At 63.4% G+C, this 24,346-nt stretch carries 15 protein-coding genes and 4 pseudogenes; 12 read left to right on the plus strand and 7 right to left on the minus strand.

Annotated features, from left to right (window positions below):
* Nucleotides 1-20 precede the first annotated feature (20 nt).
* The 12 genes and pseudogenes from tssJ to LRS56_27150 all read left to right on the plus strand — a co-directional run bounded on the left by tssJ (nt 21) and on the right by LRS56_27150 (nt 16,103).
* The gene (gene tssJ, locus LRS56_27095) at nt 21-530 is read left to right on the plus strand and encodes a type VI secretion system lipoprotein TssJ (protein WDU62370.1); all 510 of its coding nucleotides are present in this window, start codon (nt 21-23) and stop codon (nt 528-530) included.
* A 16-nt stretch (nt 531-546) separates the two neighbouring features.
* Nucleotides 547-1,881, plus strand: coding sequence for a type VI secretion system baseplate subunit TssK (gene tssK, locus LRS56_27100; GenBank protein WDU62371.1), 1,335 nt, complete (start codon nt 547-549; stop codon nt 1,879-1,881).
* 6 nt (nt 1,882-1,887) lie between these two features.
* Nucleotides 1,888-3,176: pseudogene (locus LRS56_27105) on the plus strand (DotU family type VI secretion system protein).
* Nucleotides 3,173-6,672: pseudogene (gene tssM / locus LRS56_27110) on the plus strand (type VI secretion system membrane subunit TssM). Before LRS56_27105 ends, tssM begins: the two co-directional pseudogenes overlap by 4 nt.
* Nucleotides 6,669-7,322 carry a type VI secretion system-associated protein TagF gene (tagF, locus tag LRS56_27115; GenBank protein ID WDU62372.1) on the plus strand — a complete coding sequence of 218 codons (654 nt, stop codon included), beginning with the start codon at nt 6,669-6,671 and terminating at the stop codon, nt 7,320-7,322. The pseudogene tssM and the gene tagF overlap by 4 nt, the downstream one beginning before the upstream one ends.
* Nucleotides 7,323-8,042, plus strand: coding sequence for a protein phosphatase 2C domain-containing protein (locus LRS56_27120; protein ID WDU62373.1), 720 nt, complete (start codon nt 7,323-7,325; stop codon nt 8,040-8,042).
* Nucleotides 8,039-11,002 (plus strand): serine/threonine-protein kinase, encoded by a 2,964-nt coding sequence (locus LRS56_27125; protein ID WDU62374.1) that lies wholly within the window; start codon nt 8,039-8,041, stop codon nt 11,000-11,002. The genes LRS56_27120 and LRS56_27125 overlap by 4 nt, the downstream gene beginning before the upstream one ends.
* Entirely contained in the window at nt 11,002-11,706 is a 705-nt protein-coding gene (locus LRS56_27130) for an ABC transporter ATP-binding protein (GenBank protein WDU62375.1), read from the plus strand. The genes LRS56_27125 and LRS56_27130 overlap by 1 nt, the downstream gene beginning before the upstream one ends.
* Nucleotides 11,706-12,891: pseudogene (locus tag LRS56_27135) on the plus strand (ABC transporter permease). Before LRS56_27130 ends, LRS56_27135 begins: the two are co-directional and overlap by 1 nt.
* Nucleotides 12,884-14,593, plus strand: a complete 1,710-nt coding sequence (locus LRS56_27140) for an SUMF1/EgtB/PvdO family nonheme iron enzyme (protein WDU62376.1) — start codon at nt 12,884-12,886, stop codon at nt 14,591-14,593. Before LRS56_27135 ends, LRS56_27140 begins: the two are co-directional and overlap by 8 nt.
* 84 nt (nt 14,594-14,677) lie before the next feature.
* Complete coding sequence (tagQ, locus tag LRS56_27145) at nt 14,678-15,601, plus strand: type VI secretion system-associated lipoprotein TagQ (GenBank protein WDU62377.1); 924 nt, start codon at nt 14,678-14,680, stop codon at nt 15,599-15,601.
* A gap of 124 nt (nt 15,602-15,725) precedes the next feature.
* The gene (locus tag LRS56_27150; protein WDU62378.1) at nt 15,726-16,103 is read left to right on the plus strand and encodes a helicase; all 378 of its coding nucleotides are present in this window, start codon (nt 15,726-15,728) and stop codon (nt 16,101-16,103) included.
* 154 nt (nt 16,104-16,257) lie between these two features.
* On the opposite strand, the gene LRS56_27155 is transcribed toward LRS56_27150, so the two are convergent.
* The 7 genes and pseudogenes from LRS56_27155 to exbB form a co-directional block, all read right to left on the minus strand.
* Complete coding sequence (locus LRS56_27155) at nt 16,258-17,112, minus strand: hypothetical protein (GenBank protein ID WDU62379.1); 855 nt, start codon at nt 17,110-17,112, stop codon at nt 16,258-16,260.
* 284 nt (nt 17,113-17,396) lie between these two features.
* Complete coding sequence (locus LRS56_27160; GenBank protein WDU62380.1) at nt 17,397-18,797, minus strand: HDOD domain-containing protein; 1,401 nt, start codon at nt 18,795-18,797, stop codon at nt 17,397-17,399.
* A gap of 77 nt (nt 18,798-18,874) precedes the next feature.
* Nucleotides 18,875-20,949: pseudogene (gene recG / locus LRS56_27165) on the minus strand (ATP-dependent DNA helicase RecG).
* Nucleotides 20,950-20,957: 8 nt separating this feature from the next.
* Nucleotides 20,958-21,878 (minus strand): LysR substrate-binding domain-containing protein, encoded by a 921-nt coding sequence (locus tag LRS56_27170; protein ID WDU62381.1) that lies wholly within the window; start codon nt 21,876-21,878, stop codon nt 20,958-20,960.
* A 168-nt stretch (nt 21,879-22,046) separates the two neighbouring features.
* Complete coding sequence (locus LRS56_27175) at nt 22,047-22,796, minus strand: energy transducer TonB (GenBank protein ID WDU62382.1); 750 nt, start codon at nt 22,794-22,796, stop codon at nt 22,047-22,049.
* Nucleotides 22,793-23,218: a TonB system transport protein ExbD gene (gene exbD / locus LRS56_27180; GenBank protein ID WDU62383.1), complete on the minus strand. Its 426-nt coding sequence runs from the start codon at nt 23,216-23,218 to the stop codon at nt 22,793-22,795. Before exbD ends, LRS56_27175 begins: the two co-directional genes overlap by 4 nt.
* A 6-nt stretch (nt 23,219-23,224) precedes the next feature.
* Nucleotides 23,225-24,199 (minus strand): tonB-system energizer ExbB, encoded by a 975-nt coding sequence (gene exbB / locus LRS56_27185; protein WDU62384.1) that lies wholly within the window; start codon nt 24,197-24,199, stop codon nt 23,225-23,227.
* Nucleotides 24,200-24,346: the final 147 nt, after the last annotated feature.

The raw sequence follows: 24,346 nt of genomic DNA on the forward strand, positions 1-24,346 counted from the left end.
TACGTCATTGAGGACGCAGGATGATTCCCAGGTTTTTACTCGCAGTCGCCACACTGCTGCTGTTGACGGCGTGTGCCAAGGATGCGGCCAAGCCCGAGGCCGCCGCTGAAGCCGAGGCCGACACCGCCGCCGTCGAGCTGCATTTTCATGCGATTGCCGGGCTTAACCCCGGCGCCAACGGCCAGGCCGCCCCAGTGCGGGTGCGTATCTTCGAACTGAAAAACGCCGCCACCTTCGGCCGCTCCGATTACTTCGCGCTGGCCGACCGTGCGCAATCCACCTTGGGCCTGGACCTGCTGGACCAGGACGAAGTGATGGTGCAGCCCGGCCAACAGTTGAGCGTCCAGCGTGACCTCGACCCGTCCACCCGCCAGATCGGCTTGCTGGTGGGGTACCGCGAGCTGGACCGCGCACAGTGGCGCACGGTGATCAGCGTGCCGCCGCGTCAATACACCGAATACCAGATCAGCCTCGATGTGCGTGCTGTGCGCGCCGACGTCGTGGTTTCCCCATCCAGCCCTGCCCAATAACGCAATCGGAGCCCCCATGTCCTGGAACAATCGCGTGGTCTGGTCGGAAGGCATGTTCATCGGAACGCAGCACTTCCAGCAACATGACCGTTACCTGGAAAACCTGATCGACGCCCGCAGCCGCCCGCTATCTGCCGGCGCCTGGGGGTTTTCCGAATTGCTGATCGACCAGGGCCTGCTGGCCCAGGGCAAGCTGGCGATCGTGTCGGCACGCGGCCTGTTGCCCGACGGCACACCGTTCAATATCCCCCAGGATGACCTGGCGCCAAGCCCGCTGAATATCGACGACAACCTGCGCGACGGCCTGGTGTACCTGGCCTTGCCGCTCAAGCGCGCCGGCGCCCGCGATACCGTCGATGACGGCGAAGACCTCGGCGCCGCACGCTATGTGAGCCAGGTGCGCGAAGTGCGCGACGACAACGCCCCATTCGAAAACCGTGCACCGGTGGCCGTGGGCTCCCGCGCCTTGCGCTTGCTGACGGCGCAGGATGGCATCAGCGACTATGCCGCCATCGGGTTGGTGCGCATCAAGGAAAAACGTGCCGACCGCGCACTGGTGCTCGATGACACCTACATCCCGCCGGTGCTGGACGTGGCCGCGAGCAAACCGCTGACGGCCTTTCGCAGCGAACTGCTCGGCCTGCTGCACCAGCGCGGCGAAGCCCTGGCAGGTCGCGTGGTCGCCTCGGGTGCCGGTGGCGCGTCGGAGATTGCCGATTTCATGCTGCTGCAACTGGTCAACCGTGCCCAGCCATTGCTCCAGCATTTCAGCCAGTTGAGCCCGCTGCACCCGGAGCGTTTCTTCAGCGAACTGGTCAGCCTGGCGGGTGAGTTCTCGACGTTTTCCACCTCCGGCCGGCGCCCCCAGGAATACCCGCAATACCAGCACGACGACCTGGCCCTGAGCTTCGCCCCGGTGATGGCGGCCCTGCGTGAAGCGCTGTCGATGCTGATCGACAGCAAGGCCACGCCGATTCCGATTGTCGAGAAAGCCTATGGCATCCACGTGGCCATGCTCGCCGACAAAACCCTGCTCGACAGCGCCAGTTTCATCCTCGTGGTGCGCGCCGATGTGCCCGGTGAAACCCTGCGCGCCCGCTTCGGCCAGCAGAGCAAAGTCGGCTCGGTTGAGCACATCCGCGACATGGTCAACCTGCAATTGCCGGGCATCGGCCTGCTGCCGCTGCCGGTGGCGCCACGCCAGATTCCCTACCACGCAGGCAGCACCTATTACGAGTTGGACCGGGGCAGTGAGCACTGGCAGCAACTGAACAACTCCGGCGGCTTTGCCTTCCATATCGCCGGGCAGTTCCCGGGCTTGAACCTGGCCTTCTGGGCGATCCGAGGATAATCCGCGATGCATCCCAATGATGACGACCGCACCCAGTTCATGCCGCGTCCGGGGGCCGGGAGCCTGCACCTGCGCGTGCCGAACCTGCACCGCTGTCGATGCCTGCCGCGCCGATCCTGACCGGCAAAAGCCAGGGCCTCAACCCGCTGGAAAGCGCCGCCGGCCCGCTGTTGGCGCTGCTGACGCGCCTGCGCAACACCATCGCGCACCCAGCGCCGGCCAGTTTGCGTGCACAGTTGCTGGCCTACCTGCGCCAGTTCGAAGAGCGCGCCGAGGCCGCCGGTGTGGTGCGCAACGAAGTGCTGCTGGCGCGTTACGCGCTGTGCACCGCGTTGGATGAAGCGGTGCTCAGTACGCCGTGGGGCAGCACCAGTGACTGGGGCAAGCAGAGCCTGTTGATCACCGTGCACAACGAAGCCTGGGGCGGCGAAAAAGTCTTCCAGTTGCTCGACCATTGCCTGCAAAGCCCACGCGAACGCCTGTACCTGCTGGAGTTGCTGTACCTGTGCATGTGCCTGGGTTTTGAGGGCCGCTACCGTGTGATGAATGACGGTCGTAGCCATTTGGAAACTTTGCGTGAACGCACCGCCGCCGCGATTCGCAGCGCCCGTGGCGAGCACGAGCGCGAGCTGTCGCCGCATTGGCGTGGCGTGACCGTGGCACGCGATCGGCTGGCGCAATTCATGCCGCCGTGGATCGCCGTGGCCATCGGTTTGGCGTTGCTGCTTGCGTTGCTGTTCGGCTTGCGCCTGAAACTGGCCTCGGACGCCGAGCCGGTGTTCAAGAATATCCATGCCCTGGGCGAGATTCCGGTGCAGGCCATCGACCGTCCGGTGGCGCAACCCAAAGTCATCGAGCGCCCGCGCCTGGCAGGCTTTCTGGTGGAGGACATCAAGGCTGGCCGCGTGGCGGTAGAGGATAAGGTCGACCGCTCCGTGGTGACGATTCGTGGCGATGAACTGTTCGCGTCTGCCAGCTCCAGCATCCGCGATGACTTCGAGCCGCTGATGCTGCGCATTGCCGATGCCATCCGCAAGGTCAAGGGCCAGGTGCGTGTGACCGGGCACAGTGACAACCGCCCGATTGCCACGCTGCGCTTCCCGTCGAACTGGGCGCTGTCCGAAGCGCGGGCCAAGTCGGTGCTGGAGATCCTCGCGGCCAAGACCGGGCAGGCCGAGCGCTTCAGCGCCGAGGGCAGAAGCGACACTGAGCCGGTGGCCACCAACGCCACCGCTGAAGGCCGTGCCCGCAATCGTCGGGTTGAAATCACCGTATTGGCGGAGGGCGTCGAGTGAAGGCGTTTTTCAGTTTCATGATTCGCTGGGTGATCCCCGTGTTGGGCCTGATTGCCCTGAGCCTGATCATCTGGTTTGTCGGGCCGTTGCTCGACGTATTGGTGCCGGAAGGGCGGCGCTGGGCGCTGATCATCCTGGTGTTTGCGGTGTGGATCGCCTACCGCGTGTTCCGCATTATCCAGGCGCGCCGCCAGGCAGCCGAAGTGATGCGCAGCCTTGCCGCCGAAACCCCGGCCGACCCCAACAGCGTGGCGACTGCCGAAGAGTTGTCGACCCTGCGCCAGCGCATGGACGAAGCCCTGGCGCTGCTGAAAAAGCCAAGCTCGGCGGTGATGAGCGCCGCAATCTCTACGAACTGCCGTGGTACGTGATCATCGGCCCGCCGGGTTCGGGCAAGACCACCGCGCTGGTCAATTCCGGGCTGCATTTCCCGCTGGCTGCGCAGTTGGGCGCCGGTGCGGTGCGTGGCGTGGGGGGCACGCGTAACTGTGATTGGTGGTTTACCGACCAGGCCGTTTTGCTCGACACCGCAGGCCGCTACACCACCCAGGACAGTAACTCCACGGTGGATAAAGCCGCATGGCTGGGCTTCCTCGACCTGCTGAAAAAGCAACGCTCGCGCCGCCCGATTGATGGCGCATTTATCGCCATCAGCCTCTCGGATCTGCTGCTCGGCACCGACGCCGAACGCGCCGCCCACGCGGCGGCGATCCGCCTGCGCATCCAGGAGCTGTACACCCAACTGGGCGTGCGCTTCCCGATCTACCTGATGCTGACCAAGCTCGACCTGGTGCCGGGCTTCATGGAGTTCTTCGACAACCTGAGCAAGGAAGAGCGCGCCCAGGTGTGGGGCATGACCTTTGCCCTGGACGACGGCAAAAACAGCGACAGCCCGCTGGCCCACCTGCAAAGTGAATTTGCCGGGCTGGAACAGCGCCTCAACGAACGGCTGGTGGAACGCCTGCAACAGGAGCGCGACCCGGCGCGGCGTGACTTGATCTACGGCTTTGCGCAGCAGTTCGGCGCGTTGAAGGACTGCCTGCAAAGCTTCCTCGAAGGCGTGTTCAAGCCCAATGCCTTTGAAGAACGCGTCTTGCTGCGCGGTGTGTACTTCACCAGCGGTACACAGGAAGGCAGCCCGATTGATCGTTTGATCGGCGCCATGGCCCAGAGCATGAACCTGGACCGCCAGCACCTGGCGCGCCAAAGCGGCACCGGGCGCAGTTATTTCATCGAAAAACTGTTCACCGCCGTGGCCTTCGCCGAACGTGGATTGGTCGGTGTGAACCCCAAGGTCGAGCGGCGCCGCAAGTGGATTGCTCGCGGCGTGCTGGCGGCCACCGTGGCCTTGGTCGTGGTGGTCAGCGGCCTGTGGTGGGTGAGCTATCGCGCCAACCAGGCGTATATCGCCCAGGTCGATCAGAAGGTCGCGCCGCTGGGCCAGACCGTGCAGAACCTGAGCCCGGCGCAACGTGAAGTGCTCGCGGTGCTGCCCTTGCTCAACGCGGTGAAGAACCTGGCGGGTGACTCGCCCAGCTGGTCCGAGGGCCTGGGGCTGTATCAAGGCGATATGCTCGAAGCCGAGTCGGCCAGTGTCTACCGCAAACTGTTGATCGCGGTGTTCGCGCCGCGCCTGGTCACGCGTATCGAAGAGCAATTGCACGGCGGCGGCAATTCCGACTTCCTCTACGAGGGCCTGAAAGCCTACCTGATGCTCGCCGATAACGAGCATTACGACCCGGACTTTATCAAAGCCTGGATCGCCCTGGACTGGGACCGCAACCTGCCCCGCGACCTGCCGGCCGATCAGCGCCAGGCGTTGACCGGGCACTTGCAGGCGCTGTTCGAACGCCATCCGCCGAGTGCGCGGCTCGACCCCCGTCTGATCGATGACCTGCGCCGGCAACTGCAACAACTGCCGGTGGCGCAGCGTGTCTACGACCGGGTCAAGCGCCAGAAACTGCCCGAAGGCGTCCCGGACTTTCGCCTCAACGAAGCCGCCGGCCGCGATGCCGCGCTGGTGTTCAGCCGTAAAAGCGGCAAGCCGCTGGGCGAGCCGTTGAGTGGCTTTTTCACCGCCAAGGGTTATCGCCAGGCGTTCCTGCTGAGCAGCCTGAACCAGACCGGCACCCTCGCCGAAGAGCAATGGGTGCTGGGCCATGCGCAGGCCGATCAGCAAAACGTGGTGAGCCTGGCCGCCGATGTGCGCCGCCTGTATTTCCAGGACTACCAGCGCCAGTGGGATGCCTTGCTCGCGGACATCGACTTTGTGCCGATCACCAGCGTAGCCCAGGCAGCCGATGTGCTGCGGGTGATTTCCGGGCCGACCTCGCCGCTGAAAAAGCTGCTGGTGGCGGTCGCCAAGGAAACCGATCTGCAGGCCGAAGAACGCCAGATAGCCGCCAAGGGCGTGCCGGTGGAAGGCGGTGTCGACAAGCTCAAGGAGCGCCTCGGCAGCCTGCTGGGCCAGGAGCAAGCCGTGGCCAATGCACCGCAGGCGGCGGATGATCCGGTGACCGCGCACTTCGCCGAACTCAACAGCATCGTCAGCAAGAATGAAGGCGACCCGGCGGCCATCGATGGCCTGCTGGCGGATATGAACGCGCTGTATGTGCAGGTCAGCGCCATGGTCGGCGCCAGTGGCGATGCCCTGCTCGGCGAGGCGAAGAACCAGGCGGCGGCTGCGGCCACGCGGGTCAGCCTGAATGCCGAGCGCCAGCCGCCGCTGGTGCAGGGCCTGGTCAAGTCGGTGGTCAACTCCACCACCAACAGCATGATGGGCGGGGTGCGTAACCAGCTGAATGCGGCCTGGGTGAGTGAAGTGGTGAATGTGTACCGCCAGTCCCTGGCGGGTCGTTACCCGATGTCACCGGGCAGTGCACGGGACGCCACCCTGGATGACTTCGGCCAGTTCTTCGGCGTCGGCGGGGTGATGGACAACTACTTTCGCAAGTACCTGCAGCCCTACGTGGACACCTCCGCGCAGACCTGGCGCTGGCAGCCGGGCGCAGCGCAGAAGCTGGGGATCAGCCCGGGCGTGCTGCAAACCTTCCAGCGGGCCGCGGCTATCCGTGATGCGTTCTTCAGGTCGGGGGGCACCCAGCCAATCGTGCGTTTCGAGCTAAAACCGGTGTCGATGGACCCAAGCATCACCCAGTTCCTGCTCGACCTCGACGGCCAGCAACTGAGCTACGACCACGGCCCGAGCCGCCCGGTGGCGATGCAATGGCCGAACCCCGGCAGCATTGGCGTGGTGCGGATTTCGATCATGCCGCCATCGGCCAGCGGCCGCTCGGGCGTAACCCTGGACGGGCCGTGGGCCTGGTTCCGCCTGCTGGAGCAATCGGACCTGAGTGCCGGTAATTCGCCGGACCGCTTCAACCTGCGCCTGCGGGTCGACGGTGCGAGCATTGCCTACGAATTGCGCGCCAACAGCGCCTTCAACCCGTTCAAGAGCCGCGTGCTCAGTGGCTTCAGCCTGCCGGAGCGGCTATGACCACGTTGGGTTTCTACGGCAAGTTGGCCAGCCGCGGTGACTTTGTCAGCCGCGCCTTGCCCCAGAGTTTTATCGGCCCGTGGGACAGCTGGCTGGCGGCGGGTTTGCTCGCGAGCCAGCACAGCCTGGGCGCTGAGTGGCTCAACGTGTACCTGGTGAGCCCGCTGTGGCGTTTTGTGCTGGCGCCGGGTGTGTGCGGGCCGGACGCCGCGGCGGGCGTGGTGATGCCGAGCATTGATCGGGTCGGGCGGTATTTTCCGCTGGCGGTGGTGGCCTTGCTCGATCACGACACCAACCCGGCGTCGTTGGTCGGCGGCCCGGACACCTGGTTCGAGCAGGCCGAAGAGCTGTTGCTCGGCACCCTGGATGCCGGCGCCACTTTTGAAAGCTTCAACCACGGCCTCGACACCCTGGGTATTCCATCGAGTGAGCGGCGGGCGGTGGACAGCCGTTTCGCCGGCCTGCAACGGGTCGCGGCCACCGAACCGCAGAGTCGAATGGCGGCACTGGCCGAACAGGCGTGCGACGGCGTGAGCCTGTGGTGGGGGCGTGGTTCGCAGACGATTTCCCCCGGTTTATTGCGGTGTCAGGGCCTGCCTGCTACCGGCGATTTTGCGCAGTTTTTGCTCGGACAAGAAGGTGTGGTGTAGATGGGGTCGACGTATAAATCCGCGAGCAAAAGCCATGTGGGTATGGTGCGCCAGGTCAATGAAGATGCCTTTCTGGACCTGCCGGAGAACCGCCTGTGGGTGGTCGCCGACGGCATGGGTGGGCATGCGGCGGGGGACTACGTGAGCAGCCTGATTGTCGACAGCCTGCGCAGCGTGCCGGTGGGGCGTTCCCTGGATGAATACTCGGTGGCCTTGCGTAATGACTTGATCCGCATCAACGCCGCCGTGCGCGAAGAAACCGCCAACCGCGGCGTGGCCATGATGGGCAGCACCGTGGTGCTGCTGGCGGCTCGCGGCCTGCGCGGCGTGTGTTTGTGGGCCGGCGACAGCCGCCTGTATCGCCTGCGTGATGGCGTGCTTGAGGGCATCTCTCGTGACCACAGCTACGTGCAAGACCTGCAAGACAGCGGCCTGCTCAGCGAAGCCGATGCCCGCGTGCACCCACGCGCCAATATCGTGACCCGTGCGATTGGCGTGGAAGCCCAGTTGGAGCTGGCAGTGGTCGACCTGTTGATCGCCCCCGGCGACAGCTACCTGCTGTGCAGCGATGGCCTGAACAAAACCGTCGAAGACCATGAGATCCGCGAAGTGCTGAGCCACGACGCGCCGGATGAAATCGTGCGCAGCCTGGTGCACCTGGGCCTCAACCGGGGTGCGCCGGACAACATTACCGCCATCGTCGTGAAGGTATCGGCATGAACATCCTGATTCCGGGCTATGACATCGAAGGCGAAATCGGCGAAGGCGCCATGGCCAGCGTGTACCTGGCGACCCAGCGCTCGCTGGAGCGCAAGGTGGCCCTCAAGGTGATGGCGGCCGCGCTCGCAGCCGACCCGAGCTTCTGCGAGCGTTTTCTGCGCGAGGGCAAGACCCTGGCGCGCCTGTCGCACCCGCATACGGTGACCATCCATGACATCGGCAATGTCGGTGAGCTGTATTACATGGCCATGGAATACCTGCCCAATGGCACGCTCAAGGAGCGCATCGCGGCCGGCCTGACGCCGGAGCAGGGCCTTACGCTGATCCGCCAGATCGCCTCAGCCCTGGGCTATGCGCATGCCCAGGGGCTGGTACACCGCGACGTCAAACCGGCGAACATTCTGTTTCGCGCCGATGGCACGGCGGTGCTGTCGGACTTCGGCATCGCCAAGTCGCTGGATGATCGTACCCAGTTCACCCAGGCCGGTTTTGCCGTGGGCACCCCGAGCTATATGAGCCCGGAACAGGCGCGAGGCCAGGAGATCGATGGCCGCGCCGACCTCTACGCGCTGGGCGTGGTGCTGTACGAAATTCTCGTGGGCAAGCTGCCGTATAACGGCACCGATGCGCTCTCCACGGCGCTGGCGCATCTGACCGAGCCGTTACCGGAGCTGCCGGTGCATCACGGGCGTTATCAGGCGGTGCTGCGCAAGTTGTTGGCCAAGGACCCGGCGGAGCGCTTCCCGGATGCGGCGGCGTTGCTGCTGGCGTTGGATAACCTGCCAACGGAATCGCTGGAGGCCACGCTGGTGCGGCCGCTGCCGATTCCGCTGAGTTTTGATCTGGCAGGCATCACCCCGCAATCCATCGAGATTCCCACCGACAAGCCACAACCGGTGCGCCAACCGGTGGTGACACCGACGCAACACAACGCCGTGTCCGAGCAGCGCCGTGGACCGGTATTGGCGTTGGCCGCCGTGGCGGTGGCGGTTGCATTGGCCATCGGTGGTGCCAGCTATTGGTGGTTGAGTGGCAGCGATGAGCCCGTCGCCAAACCGCCTGCTGCGGTGGTGCCCGCGGTGGCGCCGCCGGTGCCTGAAGCCGATGGCGGCCAGCGTCCGTTGCTGATGGCGGGTAAGAAGACCTTGTTCCAGCGCGTCCTCAGCAAGCCCGGCGCCAAGCTTTCGGCCGACGCGGGCAGTGCGCCAGGCAAGGCACTGCCGGCGTTTTCCGTGCTGTACGTTTACCAGCGCAAGGATGTCGACGGCAGCTCGTGGGTGCGCGTTGGTGCGGCCACCGATGGCCGCAGCGACGGCTGGTTGCCAGCCGCTCAAGTCAGTGACTGGAAGCAAAGCCTTGTATTGAAGTTCACCGAACGCTCGGGCCGCTCGCCGGTGATGTTCCTGCGCCAATCCTCCGAGGTGGAGAAGCTGCTGGCCGACCCGGCCGCCGCCAAAGGTGTGTTGACCAAGGCGCAGAAAGACCGCGACGACAACGGTCAGGTCCTGGCCCTGGAGCCGACGGCCAGCGCGGTGCCGCAGAACCAGTTCTATCTGTTGCCGATCTTCGACGCCAAAGAGAGCTTCGACGAAAACGGCCAGCCGGTGCAGTTGCTCAACGTCGCATCCATCGACCCCGGCACCGCAGCCGCCAAACCGGCCACGCCGGTGATCAAGGCCAACGCCGATGCTTTCCGGACCGCCGTGGTGCTGGTGGTGGATACCACCGTGTCCATGCAGCCGTATATCGACCAGATCCGCGATGTGGTGCACGAGCTGCAAACCCGTATCGCCGAGCGCGGCGAGCTGGACAGTGTCAGCTTCGGCATGGTCGGTTTTCGCAGCAGCATCAAGAAAACCCCCGGCCTGGAATACGTGGCCAAGACCCTGATCACCCTCGACCAGGGCCGCGACCCGCAACGTTTCCTCGACATGGCGCGCCAGGTCAGGGCGTCCACGGTGTCCAGCCACTCGTTCAACGAAGACGCGTTTGCCGGGGTGATGCAGGCCGTGGATGGCATGGATTGGTCCGGTTACGGCGGGCGTATCATCCTGCTGGTGACCGACGCCGGCGCGCTGCGCAAGAACGATCCGTTCGCCGCCACCCAGATGAACGAAGCCGAAGTGCGCCAGGCGGCGCTGGGCAAGCAGATCAAGATCTACGCCCTGCACCTGCGCACCGACGCCGGCAAGAAAACCCATGCCGGTGCCGAAAGCCAATACCGCATCCTCACCGCCGACGCCAACCCGCAGATCGGCGACCTGTACACGCCGGTACCCGGTGGCGACGTGCGCAAGCTGGGTGAACGCGTGGATGAGATCGGCACGGTGTTCGCCAATCTCGTGCACCAAGTGCGCAGCAACACGCCGCAACCGGTGCCGCTGCTGAGCAGCGCGCCGACGCTTGCCGACAAATCCGCTGCCGTCGGCTACGCCATGCACATGGATTTCCTCGGCCGCAAAACCGCGAGCCAGGCCCCGCAGCTGGTCAGTGCCTGGACCGCCGACCGCGACCTGACCAACCCGGCTCTGCCGGCGTTCCAGGTGTGCGTGATGCTCACCAAGTTGCAGCTCAACGACCTGCAGCAGTCGCTGAAATTGATCGTGGATGCGGCGCGCAAGACCCAGACCTCACCCAAGGATTTCTTCCAGGAAATCGCCAGCGCCTCGGCCTATATGAGCCGCGACCCGCAAGCCCTGCGCAAGGGCGGCAACCTGGCCGACGGCGGCATTCTCGGCGAGTACCTGGAGGGCCTGCCGTACCGCAGCAAGTCGCTGAACATGACCCAGGACTTGTGGTTGTCGTTGAGCGTGGCCGAGCAGGAAGACTTTATCGACGAGTTGGATTCGAAAATCCGCCTCTACGAAACCTTCCACAATGATGTGGCCAACTGGGTCCGTTTCGGCGATGCCGAGCCGGGTGATGCGTTGTACCGCGTGCCGTTGTCGACGTTGCCGTAATGCTGAATTTGAGCGCGGTGCACAAGAGCCGGGGCCTCGGTAGCCAGCGTTACAGCCTGGTGATCCCGGCATTGCAGCTGCGTGCGGGTGAGCAATTGGCGATTGTCGGGCCCAGTGGTTGTGGCAAAAGCACCTTGCTGGATGTGCTGGCGTTGGTACTCGCACCGGATCAGGTGGGGCAATTCGAATTCAATCAACAGGACATTGGCGGGCTGTGGCGTGCTGACCAGCAATCGACCCTGGCCGCGTTGCGCAGCCGTCATCTGGGGTATGTGCTGCAAACCGGTGGGCTGCTGGGTTTTCTTGATGTGCGCAGCAATATCGCCTTGTCGCGGCAGCTGCTGGGCTTGAAGGATGACGGCAGCGTGGCGCGCCTGGCTGCGCAACTGGAGATCAGCGATCAGTTGGCGAAGAAGCCGGCCGCACTCTCGGTCGGCCAACGCCAGCGCGTGAGCTGCGCCCGTGCCCTGGCCCATGCACCGCAGTTGGTGTTGGCGGATGAGCCCACCGCGTCCCTTGACCCGCTGAACGCCGGGCGTGTGATGCAGGCGCTGCTGGCCGAGGCCCGCGAGCACCGCGCCGCCTGCGTGATCGCCACCCATGACGAACCGTTGGCCCGCGCCAGTGGCTTGCAGGTGCGGCGCATCACATGTCGGCGCGACACCGACGGCGGCGTCACCGCGACTCTCGGGGAGGCGTGCTGATGCGCCTGCCTCTGGTGGCTTCCCTGGCGTGGCAGGATTATCGCAACGACGCGTGGCTTTCGGCCTGTTCGGTGCTGGCGCTGGTGGCGGTGATCGCGCCGTTGCTGGTGTTATTCGGCCTGAAATTTGGACTGGTTAGCAGTTTGACCGAACGTTTGGAGACTGACCCCGCCACCCGTGAAATTATTCCGCTGGGCGGTGGTCGATTCAGCAACGCATTTATCGAGCAGCTACGCCTGCGCAGTGATGTGGCCTTTGCCTTGCCGCGCACGCGGCAGATTGCGGCCACGGCGCAGGTGGGCACGCTGGCCCTGGAGATGCTGCCGACCGCGCCGGGCGATCCATTGCTGGCCGGTTTGCCGATGCCTCGGGGCCTGGAGCAGATTGTATTGAGTCATACCGCCGCCGAAAAACTCGCGGCGCGGCCGGGGGATTGGCTGGAGACCAGCTTTGCACGGCAAGTGGCGGGGCGCGTCGAGGCCCAGCGCACGCGGTTGCAAGTGCAGGCGGTATTGCCGCTGGAAGCCTTTGCGCGCGATGGGTTGTTTGCGGATTTGGGCTTGCTGGAAGCGGCGGAAGATTACCGCGATGGCCGCGCCGTACCGGCGTTGGGTTGGGGAGGGAGACGCCGTGGGCGTGAGCGAGCAGCGGGTGTATCCGGCGTTTCGCTTGTATGCGCGCAGCCTCACCGATGTAGAGCCGTTGCGGGTATTTTTCGCCGGGCAGAATCTGTTGGTTTCAACCCAGGCGCAGACCATCGCCCAGGTGCAGTCGTTGAGCCGCAACCTGTCGATCGTGTTCTGGGTGATTGCCGGGTTGGCGTTGGTCGGGGCGTTTGCGGCGATCTTCGCCGGGGCGCTGGCCGCTGTGGCGCGCAAGCGTCGGGAATTGTCGGTGCTGCGCCTGTTGGGGTTTTCCACCGGGGCACTGTTGCTGTTTGTGGTGATGCAGGCGCTGTACAGCGCGGGTGTTGCCGCCGTGCTCAGCGCCGGGCTGTACGGCCTGGCCGAGGCGGGTTTGAATCAATTATTTGTGCAGGTGCCGGGCGAATACGCCAGCCACCTGCTGGCGCGTCATTACGCCCTGGCCCTGGTTGCAATCCTCGGCGTCAGCGCCGTGGCGGCGGCCTGTGGTGGTTGGCGAGTGGCGCGTATCCAGGCTTCTGAAGGAATCAGAGATGTATAAGTTACTGGGCGCCTGTGTGGCGCTGAGCCTGGCCTCGATGGCCTGGGCCGATGAGGCAAGCGACAAGCTCGACAACCCCAAGCCGCTGGAAGGCGACGTGAGCCTGCCGCTGCCGTGCGAAGGCAACATGGTGTTCCGCTACGCCTACGTGTTGGCCCAGGGCACCCTGGATGATCGCGAGATCAGCCTCGGCTATCCCTTTGCCGAAGGTGAGGCGGGCTATCAGCAGTCGTTTATTTCCGGCTACCGCCGCGACTTTATCAACGGCCAGTTCACCCTCAAGGACTTGCCCAGGGACTGGAACAAAGTCATCGCGCCGTTGATGCCCAAGACCGACGCCAAGACCCCGCTCAAACCCATGCTGTACTTCATCGGCAAGTACGAAGTGACCGCCCGCCAATACGCCCAGGTGATGTCCCAGGCTCAGTCGCTGGCCAGTGGCGAGCCGGCGCCGGCGTGCGATGCGCCCACCGGCATGGCTGGGCGTTTGCCCAAGGTGAAGCTGTCGCGTTTTGAGGCCGAACGCTTCTCGGCGGTGTACAGCGCCTGGCTGATGAAATACCACCGTGATTTGCTGCCGGTGAGCGGCCGTGGTTCTTCGGCCGACGACGGCGGCCTGGGCTTTGTGCGCCTGCCGACCGAAGTGGAATGGGAGTTCGCCGCACGCGGTGGCCACGCGGTGAGCCGTCAGGACCTGGAAGGGCGCTTGTTCCCTCGCCGCGTCGAGGGCAGTGACAGCGACGGCCCGCTCGGTGACTACGCCGTGTTCAACCAGGTGGCCGGTGGCACCGGCCAGGCTGCACGGCTGATGCCCATCGGCACCAAGTTGCCCAACCCGATCGGTCTGTTCGATGTGATCGGCAACGCCGCGGAAATGGTCCAGGAATCCTTCCAGCTGGTACACGCCGGGCGCCGTCAGGGCACTTACGGCGGCTTTGTGGTCAAGGGTGGCAACTACCTCGAAGGCGAAGGCACGTTGTTTACCGGGATGCGCCGCGAGTACCCGCTGTTCGCTGCCGACGGCACCGAGCAAAGCAACGAGACCACCGGTTTTCGTGTGGCGATCGGCGCGTTGTCGGCGCCGCGTTCGCGCTACAAGGAGCTGTTTGCACAGTGGCAGAAGGAAGGCCGCCTGGCGTCGCTGACCGACGCCATCGACGACGCTCAGGACCCGACCAAGCGCCTGGACAGCATCATCGCCGCCAGCGTCGACCCCAAGCTGCAAGCCGAGCTGGGGCTGGTCAATGAAGAGCTCAAGCGCAATGTTTCGCTGATCGCCCAGCAGCGCGAAGAAGCGGCGGGCAACCTGATTCAGTCCGCCGCCTTGGTGGCCGAGACCATTGCCAACTACAACATCCGCCTGGCCAACCTGCAGAAGAGTCGCCAGCAGTCCCTGGACAACAAGGATGAGGCCAGCGCGAAGCTGTTTGACATGGCTATCACCAATGGCCGCAGCGCGCTTGATGGTGCGGTCGCGATCTATATCGACAACCTGGCCACCGGCACGCGTTACACCGATGCGGTGATCCAGGCGCAGTTTCAACGCATCAAGGAAGAGTTGGATCGCAAGCCAGTGCTCGGCAAGAGCCTGGTGACGCGCGCAACACTGTTCGTTCGTCATGTCGGCAATTACCGCAAACAACAGCGGGCCGACCCGGCGACGATCTTGAAGGAATTGCTCGCAGCGAGCGGTCAGCGATGATCGCTGGCTGTATAGCGAGCTTGGAAGGGACTCAGGCGGCGGTGGGCCGTGCTGGGCAAGTCAAACTTAAACGAGAACACACTTATGCTTTTTTCCCGTAAGGCGGTTTCCAAGCGTCACTTGCTGTTGATCGCGGCTGGTTTCAGCACCGTGCTCACCGGTTGCGCCACGTCGCCGGCCTCCAAGGTCGCGTCCAGCACCAAGGTCGAGTACTACCCCAACTGCTACGAGCCGGTGCAGCACCTGCGCACTACCGACTCGGACATGACCAAGTCGGTGGTCACCGGTGCCGCCCTCGGCGCGGCCGGCGGTGCACTGCTGGGCGCCCTGACCGGCGACTCCGACAAGCGTGGCCGTAACGCCGCCATCGGTGCAGCGGGCGGCGCCCTGGCTGGCGGCGCGGCGGGTTACTACACCGAGCGTCAAAAGCAGATCAGCGATGACAACCAGCGCATCGCGTCCTACTCCACCGACTTCAACAAAAGCGCCTCCGATATCGACCGCAGCACCGCGTACGCCAAGGCGTCCCAGCAGTGCTACCAGAGCGCGTTCACCAAGCTGGTGGCCGACCGCAAGGCCAAGACCGTCAACGACACCGAAGGCCGCAAGCGCCTGGCGGAAATCGTCGCGGGCCTGAAGGAGTCCAATGACCTGATCGTTGCGGTCAACGGCAAAGCCAGCGAAGACCTGAACAACTACACCCAGGCTTACGAAAAAGACCTGCAGCAAGTCGGCGTACAGCGTACCGACGTGGTCACCGTGGCCACTGCCGATACCACCCCGGTGACGCCGCCGGCCAAAGGCAAGAAAGTCGTCAAGCCGCCGAAAAAGAAGGTGCTGCCAGTGGTGCCACAAGAAGCCGTGACCACCGAGAAGAGCATCCAGACCGTGCAGGCCAAACAGGCTGAAAGCAAGCAGGTCGCCAGCGCCGGTAAAGCGCAGATCGAAGGCACTTGCCGCGATCCGAACCTGGCCGACTGGGCGCCGGTTCCTTGCCCGAACGTTTAAGTAATATGCTGCTATAAGCGTCAAACGCCAGCCGATCTTCCGCTAATGCGCAAGATCGGTAGCGTTCTTTTTGCAAATCGTTAAACTGCTGCGGCCACTCAATAATTACACCGAGGCCGTGTGCATGAAATTTCGTCTTCTGCTGTGGGTGCTGGGCCTGATGATGGGCAAAGCCAGCCGCACCAATCCCGCTTTCCAGCAACAGCTGGGTGACAAAGACCTGGCGTTCCAGTTGCAGACCCTCGACGGCAAGGTTGCCCGTCACTTCATCGTCAAAGACCAGCGCATCACCAGCCGTTCGGGCGTACACCCGGCGCCTGCGTTTGCCATCGCGTTCAAGGACGCCGCCTACGGCTTCGCCACGATGCAGGCGAAGAACAAGCAACTGGCGTTCATGACGGGGATTCAGGACAAATCGATCCAGATCAAGGGCAACCCGGCGCTGGTAATCTGGTTCCAGGGGTTGACCAAGTATTTGAAGCCCAAGAAAAAGAAGGGCTGAGTCTTGATCACTCCCACGCTCTGCGTGGGAATGCCGCTTTGCACGCTTTGTGTAACGTATACAGGGTAAGATCAACCCGCCACTAGAATATTGATTAGGTAGGGCGTGTCAGAATTATCAATCACGTGGTAAGAACATCCTGGGCCATATTGCGTTACCAAGCCCTATTATCATCAGACTTGTAGATGATATTGTCTTTATCACTGTCGCGCCGGCCAGTGAACTTGACCTTTCCGTCCTCTGCCTTGCCGTCAATAGTGATGTTAGTTGCGCCTGCTTGCGGAAGCGTTCGGATCGTGGTGTCGACATCGGCCTGCACGTATATAAAAGCGCGCTTTGAACTATTTATAATATGCGCAGGGCCTGAATGTACCACAATACCATCGGCATCTCCTTTGGCTGATATCCATGTGGGTTCTTTGTCGGTTTTTTCACTGCCGACGTGAAATGAATTGAACCCCTCATTCCCTTCAAGCTTATTGAGGCCATTACCACTTTTCAGGATGTCATCTCCGCGCCCACCGCGCAGGGTACCGCCACCAGGGCCTAGCTCCCCGTGGTCATTACCATCTCCCAAGTCGACAGTGGATTTCCCGCCCCCTGTTTTTACCGTGTCGTCACCTGCCCCAGTTGAAATATTGATTAGTAACTTGATGCCAGGAGCAACCGTCACGTTATCATTGCCGCCGGCAGTTTTTATATTAATGACGCCATCGTGGTCACTGTTATCTATGCCAAGTGTGATGTCCACGCCATTTATCTCGGCAATGATTCTGTTGTTTACTAGTTGTTTTAGAATGATGTTGTCATTTGTATTTCCAGTTTCAATGTCTACTTGTATTGCGTGGGTATATTGATCAGGCCCGTAGTTAACTCGTTTGTCCGGGTGTGTTGTGATTTTTGTATTGCCAAAGTGTTCTACTGTGGGCGGCCGGTTATCAACAGTGCTACTGCTCTGAGGGGGCGCCAAAGGTGGTGTGAAGTGAGGTGTAGACGCAATAGAGGTCATATACGGATCCTGGCTTTTGAGTACGGGTGATGTGCTTACACTCACTCTGTGGCTCAATAACTGTTCAAGGTTCCAGTGTTGTTTGCACAATTAATCAATGTCGCAAGCCATTCAGATCAAGGGCAACCCGGCGGCTGACCCAGTATCTGAAACCGAAGAAAAAGAAATAAGACTGAGTACTGCTTTTGTGGCGAGGGCGCTTTCTCCCGTTGGGCTGCGCAGCGGACCCGCTATTTTGGGAGGACTGCGCCCTCCAACGGGAGCAAGCGCCCTCGCCACAATAATCAGCCCTGGCTGAACTGCGACGCCAACTCGCGCAACAGCACCTCAGCATCCAACACCTTGCCAACCACTTCCTCCGCCTTGTCCCGGCTCAACCCCAGGCGCTCAAGCAGCGCATCCGGGATCGCCTCATCCGGCCCGGAACCAATCCCGCGGCTGCGCAACAAGCGCACGGCCAGGCACACCAGGTTCGGGTACTCGGCGTACTGGCCGTCGTAGGTCGGGTCGTGCTGGAAGCGCAGGGCGGTGGACAGCTCGTCCGGCATGTCCCAGTAGCGCATCAGCCAGGCGCCGATCTGCTCGCGGCTGATGCCCAGCAAGTGTTGTTCGACGTAGCTGTGGCACAGGTGCGGGTTGACCTCCAGGTGTCGGCAGATCAGCGAGAAGTGCGGCGGGAACACATGGGCCAGCAGCAGATAACCGAAGTTGTGCAGCAGGCCGGCCAGGTAGGTCAGGCCGGCTTCCGGGCGCTGGGCGCGGGGCATGGCGCGGGTCAGGCCTTCGATCACGGCAGCGGTATAGATCGACTGGTGCCAGTACGGCGTGGCCTGGTGCGGGTGGTCTTTGGGCAGGCTCAAGGTCTTGCCCAGGGCCAGGCCCAGCGCCAGGTTGATCACCAGGTCAAAGCCCAATACGCGCACGATGGCGTCTTCTACTGAACGAATCTTGCCCGGCGACGCGTAGTACGGCGACGCGGCCCAGCTCACCACCTGGGCGGCCAGGGCCGGGTCGGTTTCAACCACACCGGTGATGTCATCGATGGTGGCGTTGGGGTCCACGCGCAGCTTGATGATTTTTTGCGCGGTGTCGGCCAGCGGTGGAATCTCGATGGTCGCTTCCAGGCGCTGCTGGATACGGCGGGCGGTGAACGCCTGCATCGCCTGGGTGATTTCCTCGCGGTCATCATTCGGGCGGTCGAGGTTGGGGCGGATATTGCTCAGCGGTTCGCCGAAGTGGCCGGCGCTGGCCTTGGTGAGCATGGTCTTGAAATCGGCGCTGGTGATTTCCAGCAGCAGCCCGGCTTCGCCCGAATGCACCAGCAGGCTTGGCTCGTTGAGCAGGCTGCCTTCGTACAGGCACGGCGAGCTGGTGAGCGGCGGCAGGCCCGGCAACAGGCTCAGGTCATGTTTGCCCAGCATGCGCTCGATGCGCTCCGGCGACACGGCCGTGAGGCGGCGACCGGTAAGTTCGGCGAGGCGGTTGAGGTCGAGCAACTGGTTCTGCGGGAACAGCACCATCAGTGCACCCACCGCGTCTTCCAGCAGCACAGCCTGGACCTTTCGTGCAGGATTCAGGCCCGGTTGGTCGGCGACTTCCGTGTAGTTGACGGCGAGCTTTGCGAGCAGAGCCCGGATGACCGGCGGGGCGGTCAGTGGGGCTGTGGCGAGGGCAACTTCTGACATGGCCTGATCCAATTTCTTACAGTCAACGAAGTATAACCAGCTTGATACATATGTTGGTCGGATAAGTGAGTCAGGCGTCACACTTGGCCGTATTGCTGCCCATGTCGCAGCCAGCGATCCAGCAACGGGCTGACATGTTCCGGCCAGCGCTCCAGCAGCGCCTGCGCGGCATCGCGCACAGCGGGCAGCAGGTCGGCATCGCGCATCAGGTCGGCGACCTTGAATTGCAGCAGGCCGGTCTGGCGCGTGCCGAGCATCTCGCCGGGCCCGCGCAGTTCCAGGTCTTTTTCGGCGATGACAAACCCATCGTTGGTTTCGCGCATGATCCCCAAGCGCTGACGCCCGATCTGCGACAGCGGCGGGTGATACAGCAGCACGCAGTGGCTGGCGGTGCTGCCCCGGCCGACGCGGCCGCGCAATTGGTGCAATTGCGCCAAGCCCAGGCGCTCGGGGTTTTCGATGATCATCAGGCTGGCGTTAGGCACGTCCACACCCACCTCAATCACGGTGGTGGCCACCAGCAGTTGCAGGTTGCCGGCCTTGAACTCGGCCATCACCGCGGCTTTTTCCACCGGTTTCATGCGCCCGTGGATCAGCCCGACCTTGAGCTCACCCAGCGCGCTGGTGAGGTCTTCGTAAGTGGTCTCGGCGGCCTGGCAGGTCAGTTCTTCGGACTCTTCGATCAGCGTGCACACCCAGTACGCCTGGCGGCCTTCGGCACAGGCGCCGCGCACGCGCTCGATCACTTCGACGCGGCGGGTGTCGGTGACCAGCACGGTGTTGACCGGGGTGCGGCCGGGGGCAGTTCGTCGAGGATCGAGGTGTCGAGGTCGGCGTAGGCGCTCATGGCCAGGGTGCGCGGGATCGGCGTGGCGGTCATGATCAACTGGTGCGGGCTCATGCGCCCGCCCACGCCTTTCTGGCGCAGTGCCAGGCGTTGTTGCACGCCGAAACGGTGCTGTTCGTCGATGATCACCAAGGCCAGGTTCTTGAACTTCACTTCGTCCTGGAACAGTGCGTGGGTGCCCACCACCATCGGTGCGCCGGCGGCGATCTGTTCCAGCGCCGCTGCTCGGTTCTTGCCCTTGAGCTTGCCGGCCAGCCACGCCACTTCCAGGCCCAGCGGTTCGAGCCAGCGCTTGAAGGTGATGAAGTGTTGCTCGGCAAGGATCTCGGTGGGCGCCATCAGCGCCACTTGGTAACCGGCTTCCAGTGCTTGCAGCGCGGCGAGGGCCGCGACCACGGTTTTGCCCGCGCCCACATCGCCCTGGATCAGGCGCAGCATCGGTTCTTTTTGGCTGAGGTCGTAGGCGATTTCATTGCCGACGCGCTGCTGCGCGCCGGTCGGCGCAAAGCCCAGGTTGGCCAGGTATTGCGCAGGTAGCCGCGTGGCCTTGGGCATCGCCGGTGCGCGCAGCGAGCGCATGCTCTCGCGCAGGCGTTGCTGGGACAGTTGGTGGGTCAGCAACTCTTCAAAGGCCAGGCGGTGCTGGGCCCAGTGATGACCCAGCGCCAGTTCGTCTACATCAGCGTCGGCCGGTGGGTGATGCAGGTAGCGAATCGCATCGGCCAGCGGCGCCAGCTGATAGTCGCGGGCCAGTTCCAGCGGCAGCCAGTCGGGCAGGCTTGTGGGGCCGAGCATCGTCAGCGTTTGCATGCACAGCTGGCGCAGGCGTTGCTGGGTCAGGCCTTCGGTGAGCGGGTAGATCGGTGTAAGGGTGGTGTCCACCGGCGGCGGCTCGTCGCCGGTGATGGCGCGGTACTCCGGGTGGTAAATCTCCAGGCCCGAGGCGCCGGGCCGCGCTTCGCCGTAGCAGCGCACGCGGGTGCCACGCTTGAGGCCGTCCTTCTGTGCATTGCTGAAATGGTAGAAGCGCAGGCTCAGGCCGCCGGTGCCGTCCTGCAGGCGCACCACCAGGCTGCGGCGCTTGCCCATCACCACGTCGGCGCCGCTGACGGTGCCTTCGACCACCGCATCCTGCCCAGGACGCAACTGGCCAATCGGCACCACGCGGGTGCGGTCCTGATAACGCAGGGGCAGGTGGAACAGCACGTCCTGGAGGTTTTCCAGGCCGACCTTGGCCAGCTTTTCGGCCATGGCTTCACCGACACCTTTAAGGGCGGTGACCGACACCTGCGACAGCTCAGTCATACGTCTAATCAGCTCGCAGCAGGCGGCTCGGCCACCGAACACAGGCGGATCGAGTCGGCGAGGATTTCAATCGCCTTAGGCCGTGGGAAGCTGGCGCGCCAGGCAATCGCCACGGTACGGAACGGCACCGGTGGCGTGAGTGGGCGCACTTCGATCACGCCGGGGGCGTAGTGATGGCTGTCCACCGCCGACAGCGGCAGGATCGAAATGCCCAGGCCGGAAGCCACCATGTGGCGGATAGTTTCCAGGGAGCTGGATTCCACGGTGGTGTGCTTGGCGCCGTCGTTGCCTTTGGTCAATGTGGGGCAGGCTTCCAGCACCTGGTCGCGGAAGCAGTGGCCTTCGCCCAGCAGCAGCAGGCTCTTGTCGTTGAGCAGGCCGGCGTCGATGGTGTCTTTTTGCGTCCACGGGTGGGAGGCCGGCATCAGCACGTAGAACGGCTCGTCGTAGAGCGGCAGAGTCAGCACGTCCGCTTCGTTGAAGGGCAGGGCGATGATGATCGCGTCGAGCTCGCCGTTACGCAGTTTGTCGCGCAGTACGTGGGTGAAGTTTTCTTCGATATACAGCGGCATCTGCGGCGCTACGCGGTGCAGTTGCGGGATCAGGTGCGGGAACAGGTACGGGCCGACGGTATAGATGGCGCCGACTTTCAGCGGAGCGGTCAGCTGGTTCTTGCCGGCCTGGGCCAGCTCGCGAATGCTTTGCGCTTGTTCCAGGACCTTCTGGGCCTGGGCAACGATGCCTTCGCCCACGGGGGTGAGGCGCACGGCGCTTTTGCTGCGCTCGAAAATCAGCACACCGAGTTCGTCTTCAAGCTTCTTCACGCCTACCGACAGCGTCGGCTGGCTGACATGGCAGCGCTCGGCCGCGTGGCCGAAGTGCTGCTCTTGGGCGAGGGTAACGATGTAGCGTAATTCTGTAAGAGTCATAGCGGGCGTCCATGAGGTTGCGAGCCAAGCATACCGGCTGCAATCGATAGACGCACGTTATCAGAACTTTGGTGAGGATTGAGCGCGGAGTAGTCGGGATTTTTCTGCTGCGATGAAACCAAAATGTGGGAGGGGGCTTGCCCCTCCCACATTGGTGCCTATGTGCCTTTACCGGCGACGCTTCTCGATGTTGTACACGAACGGTGCAACGATCTCGATGCTGCCGCCTTTGAGCATATCGGCCGGCGGCTTGGGCAGCGGCTGGGCACGACGGATCATGTCCAGGGTGGCGCGGTCCAGGTCGGCGTTGCCGGAGCGGCCCACCAACTCGTAGGACAGCACGTTGCCGTCAGCATCGACCACGAAGCGCAGGCGGTTCAGACCTTCCTTGCCACGGGCCTGGGCACCTGGCGGGTACTTCTTGTACTTCTGCAGGTGGGCCAGCAGTGTGCCTTCCCAGGACGCTTTGGCAGCGATCTGTTGCGGCGACGGGCCTGGAACCGGCTGGGCCGATTTTTCAGCCGGCGCGTTGGTCGGTGGAGCGTCGCTCGGCGGCTCTTCGGAAGGTTTCTCCTTGAGCGGCTCGATCTTTTTCTCCACAGGCTTGGGCGGCTGAGGCTTGGGCTTGGGTTTGACCGGCTTGGGCACCTGGATCGTCGGCTTGGGCGCCTCGGCCAGTTTCGGCAAAGGCAACTCCTCCACCGGTGCCGGCGGTTGCGGCGGCGTTATGACTTTTGGCGGTGCCGGTGGTGGTGGCGCAGGCATCGGTGCCAGGTCGATGACCATGGCTGCCGGTGGCAACTGCACCGTGTGCGGCGCCGACCAATGGAGCGCGATGGCAATCGCGACGGCATGCACGCCCAGCACGACGGCGAGGCTGGTGCCATAACGCGTCAGTTTGTGGCGCGTCGTGATCATTTTTTGGCTGCCGTCTCGAGTCCGACCAGGCCCACCTTGAGGTAGCCGGCTGCCCGCAGGGCATCCATCACGCTCATCAGGTCGCCGTAGTCCACGCCCTTGTCAGCCTGGAAGAAGATCGTCGTGTCTTTCTTGCCTTGGGTCTTGGCGTCGAGCACCGGCCCCAGGGTTTCAGCTTTGACTTCTTCTTCGCTCAGGAACAGGCGTTGGTCCGCCTTGACGCTGAGGAAGATCGGTTTCTCTGGCCGTGGCGCCGGCTTGGCGCTGGAGGCGGGCAGGTCGACCTTGATGTCCACGGTGGCCAGTGGTGCGGCCACCATGAAGATGATCAGCAGCACCAGCATCACATCGATAAACGGCGTGACGTTGATTTCGTGGTTCTCGACGAGTTCGTCGTCGCCTTGATTCAAATGCAGGCCCATGGCCGATTACCCCACTTTCACCATGTGCGGTTGCGAGCTGCGCTCGGTAGGCAGGTGATCGAGGTCGCGGCTGACCAACAGCAGGACTTCCGCCGACGCATCCGATACCTGGGCCTTGTAGCCGGCAATCGAGCGGGCGAAGACGTTGTAGATCACCACCGCAGGAATCGCCGCAACCAGGCCCAGGGCGGTTGCCAGCAGGGCTTCGGCGATGCCTGGGGCAACGACGGCGAGGTTGGTGGTCTGGGTTTTGGCGATGCCGATGAAGCTGTTCATGATGCCCCACACGGTACCGAACAGGCCGACGAACGGCGCGGTGGAACCGATGGTCGCCAGCACGCCGGTGCCGCTGCTCATGTTACGACCGCAGGCCGCCACCAGACGCTCCAGGCGGAAGGCCACACGTTCCTTGATACCTTCTTTTTCGCGGGTGTTGGCCGACAGACGCATTTCTTCCAGCGCGTCGTGCACCAGGGTATTGGCCAGGGTGCCCTTCTTGGTCGCGGTTTCGCTGGCTTCCTTGAGGGTGGTGGCCTTTTTCAGGTGGACGATTTCAGTGCGCAGGCGACGCTTGGCGCCCAGCAGCTCGAAGCCCTTGGCGATCCAGATGGTCCAGGTGATGATCGAAGCAATGGCCAGGCCGATCATCACGGCTTTCACCACAACGTCAGCGTTCTGGTACATGCCCCATGGCGACAGGTCGTGGGCCATGCCCAGGGTGTTGTCTTCTTCCAGTACCACGCCGGTGTCGTCGGCGGAGGCGGCAGGGGCTGCAGCCTGGGCCGGGTCGGTGGCCGCCGGCGCAGCTGTTGGAGCGGGCGTGCCTTGCTGGGCAGCTGCCGGGGTGGCGGGTGCGGTGGCGTCTGCGAAGGCGGCGGTCGGTGCCAGCAGTACGCTGAACAGCAGCGCAGCAATCGCGCGCCAGGCGCGGGATGGGCTGTGAAGCGTGGTTGGCGAAGCGGGGTTTGTATTACGTGTCATGCTGGCCGGACCTGAGAGAAAAAATGAGTGATCGTCCTTCCAGACCCAGGGGGTCGAGGACAAATGGGCGGTTATTATTGCAAGTAATTCTTGTTAACAGAAGTAATACAGTAACTTTATTTGTCCTTTTTGTGGCCGTCTGTCATC

Source organism: Pseudomonas poae (assembly GCA_028869255.1).
In the GTDB taxonomy this organism is placed as follows: Bacteria; Pseudomonadota; Gammaproteobacteria; order Pseudomonadales; family Pseudomonadaceae; genus Aquipseudomonas; species Aquipseudomonas poae_C.

Bases quoted from the DNA above. Each gene is read 5' to 3' on its own strand.
- LRS56_27130 (WDU62375.1), top strand. From the start codon at position 11,002: ATGCTGAATTTGAGCGCGGTGCACAAGAGCCGGGGCCTCGGTAGCCAG.
- LRS56_27160 (WDU62380.1), bottom strand. From the start codon at position 18,797: ATGTCAGAAGTTGCCCTCGCCACAGCCCCACTGACCGCCCCGCCGGTC.
- LRS56_27170 (WDU62381.1), bottom strand. From the start codon at position 21,878: ATGACTCTTACAGAATTACGCTACATCGTTACCCTCGCCCAAGAGCAG.
- LRS56_27175 (WDU62382.1), bottom strand. From the start codon at position 22,796: ATGATCACGACGCGCCACAAACTGACGCGTTATGGCACCAGCCTCGCC.
- LRS56_27120 (WDU62373.1), top strand. From the start codon at position 7,323: ATGGGGTCGACGTATAAATCCGCGAGCAAAAGCCATGTGGGTATGGTG.
- LRS56_27150 (WDU62378.1), top strand. From the start codon at position 15,726: ATGAAATTTCGTCTTCTGCTGTGGGTGCTGGGCCTGATGATGGGCAAA.
- LRS56_27125 (WDU62374.1), top strand. From the start codon at position 8,039: ATGAACATCCTGATTCCGGGCTATGACATCGAAGGCGAAATCGGCGAA.
- tagQ (WDU62377.1), top strand. From the start codon at position 14,678: ATGCTTTTTTCCCGTAAGGCGGTTTCCAAGCGTCACTTGCTGTTGATC.
- LRS56_27155 (WDU62379.1), bottom strand. From the start codon at position 17,112: ATGACCTCTATTGCGTCTACACCTCACTTCACACCACCTTTGGCGCCC.
- tagF (WDU62372.1), top strand. From the start codon at position 6,669: ATGACCACGTTGGGTTTCTACGGCAAGTTGGCCAGCCGCGGTGACTTT.
- exbB (WDU62384.1), bottom strand. From the start codon at position 24,199: ATGACACGTAATACAAACCCCGCTTCGCCAACCACGCTTCACAGCCCA.
- tssJ (WDU62370.1), top strand. From the start codon at position 21: ATGATTCCCAGGTTTTTACTCGCAGTCGCCACACTGCTGCTGTTGACG.
- LRS56_27140 (WDU62376.1), top strand. From the start codon at position 12,884: ATGTATAAGTTACTGGGCGCCTGTGTGGCGCTGAGCCTGGCCTCGATG.
- tssK (WDU62371.1), top strand. From the start codon at position 547: ATGTCCTGGAACAATCGCGTGGTCTGGTCGGAAGGCATGTTCATCGGA.
- exbD (WDU62383.1), bottom strand. From the start codon at position 23,218: ATGGGCCTGCATTTGAATCAAGGCGACGACGAACTCGTCGAGAACCAC.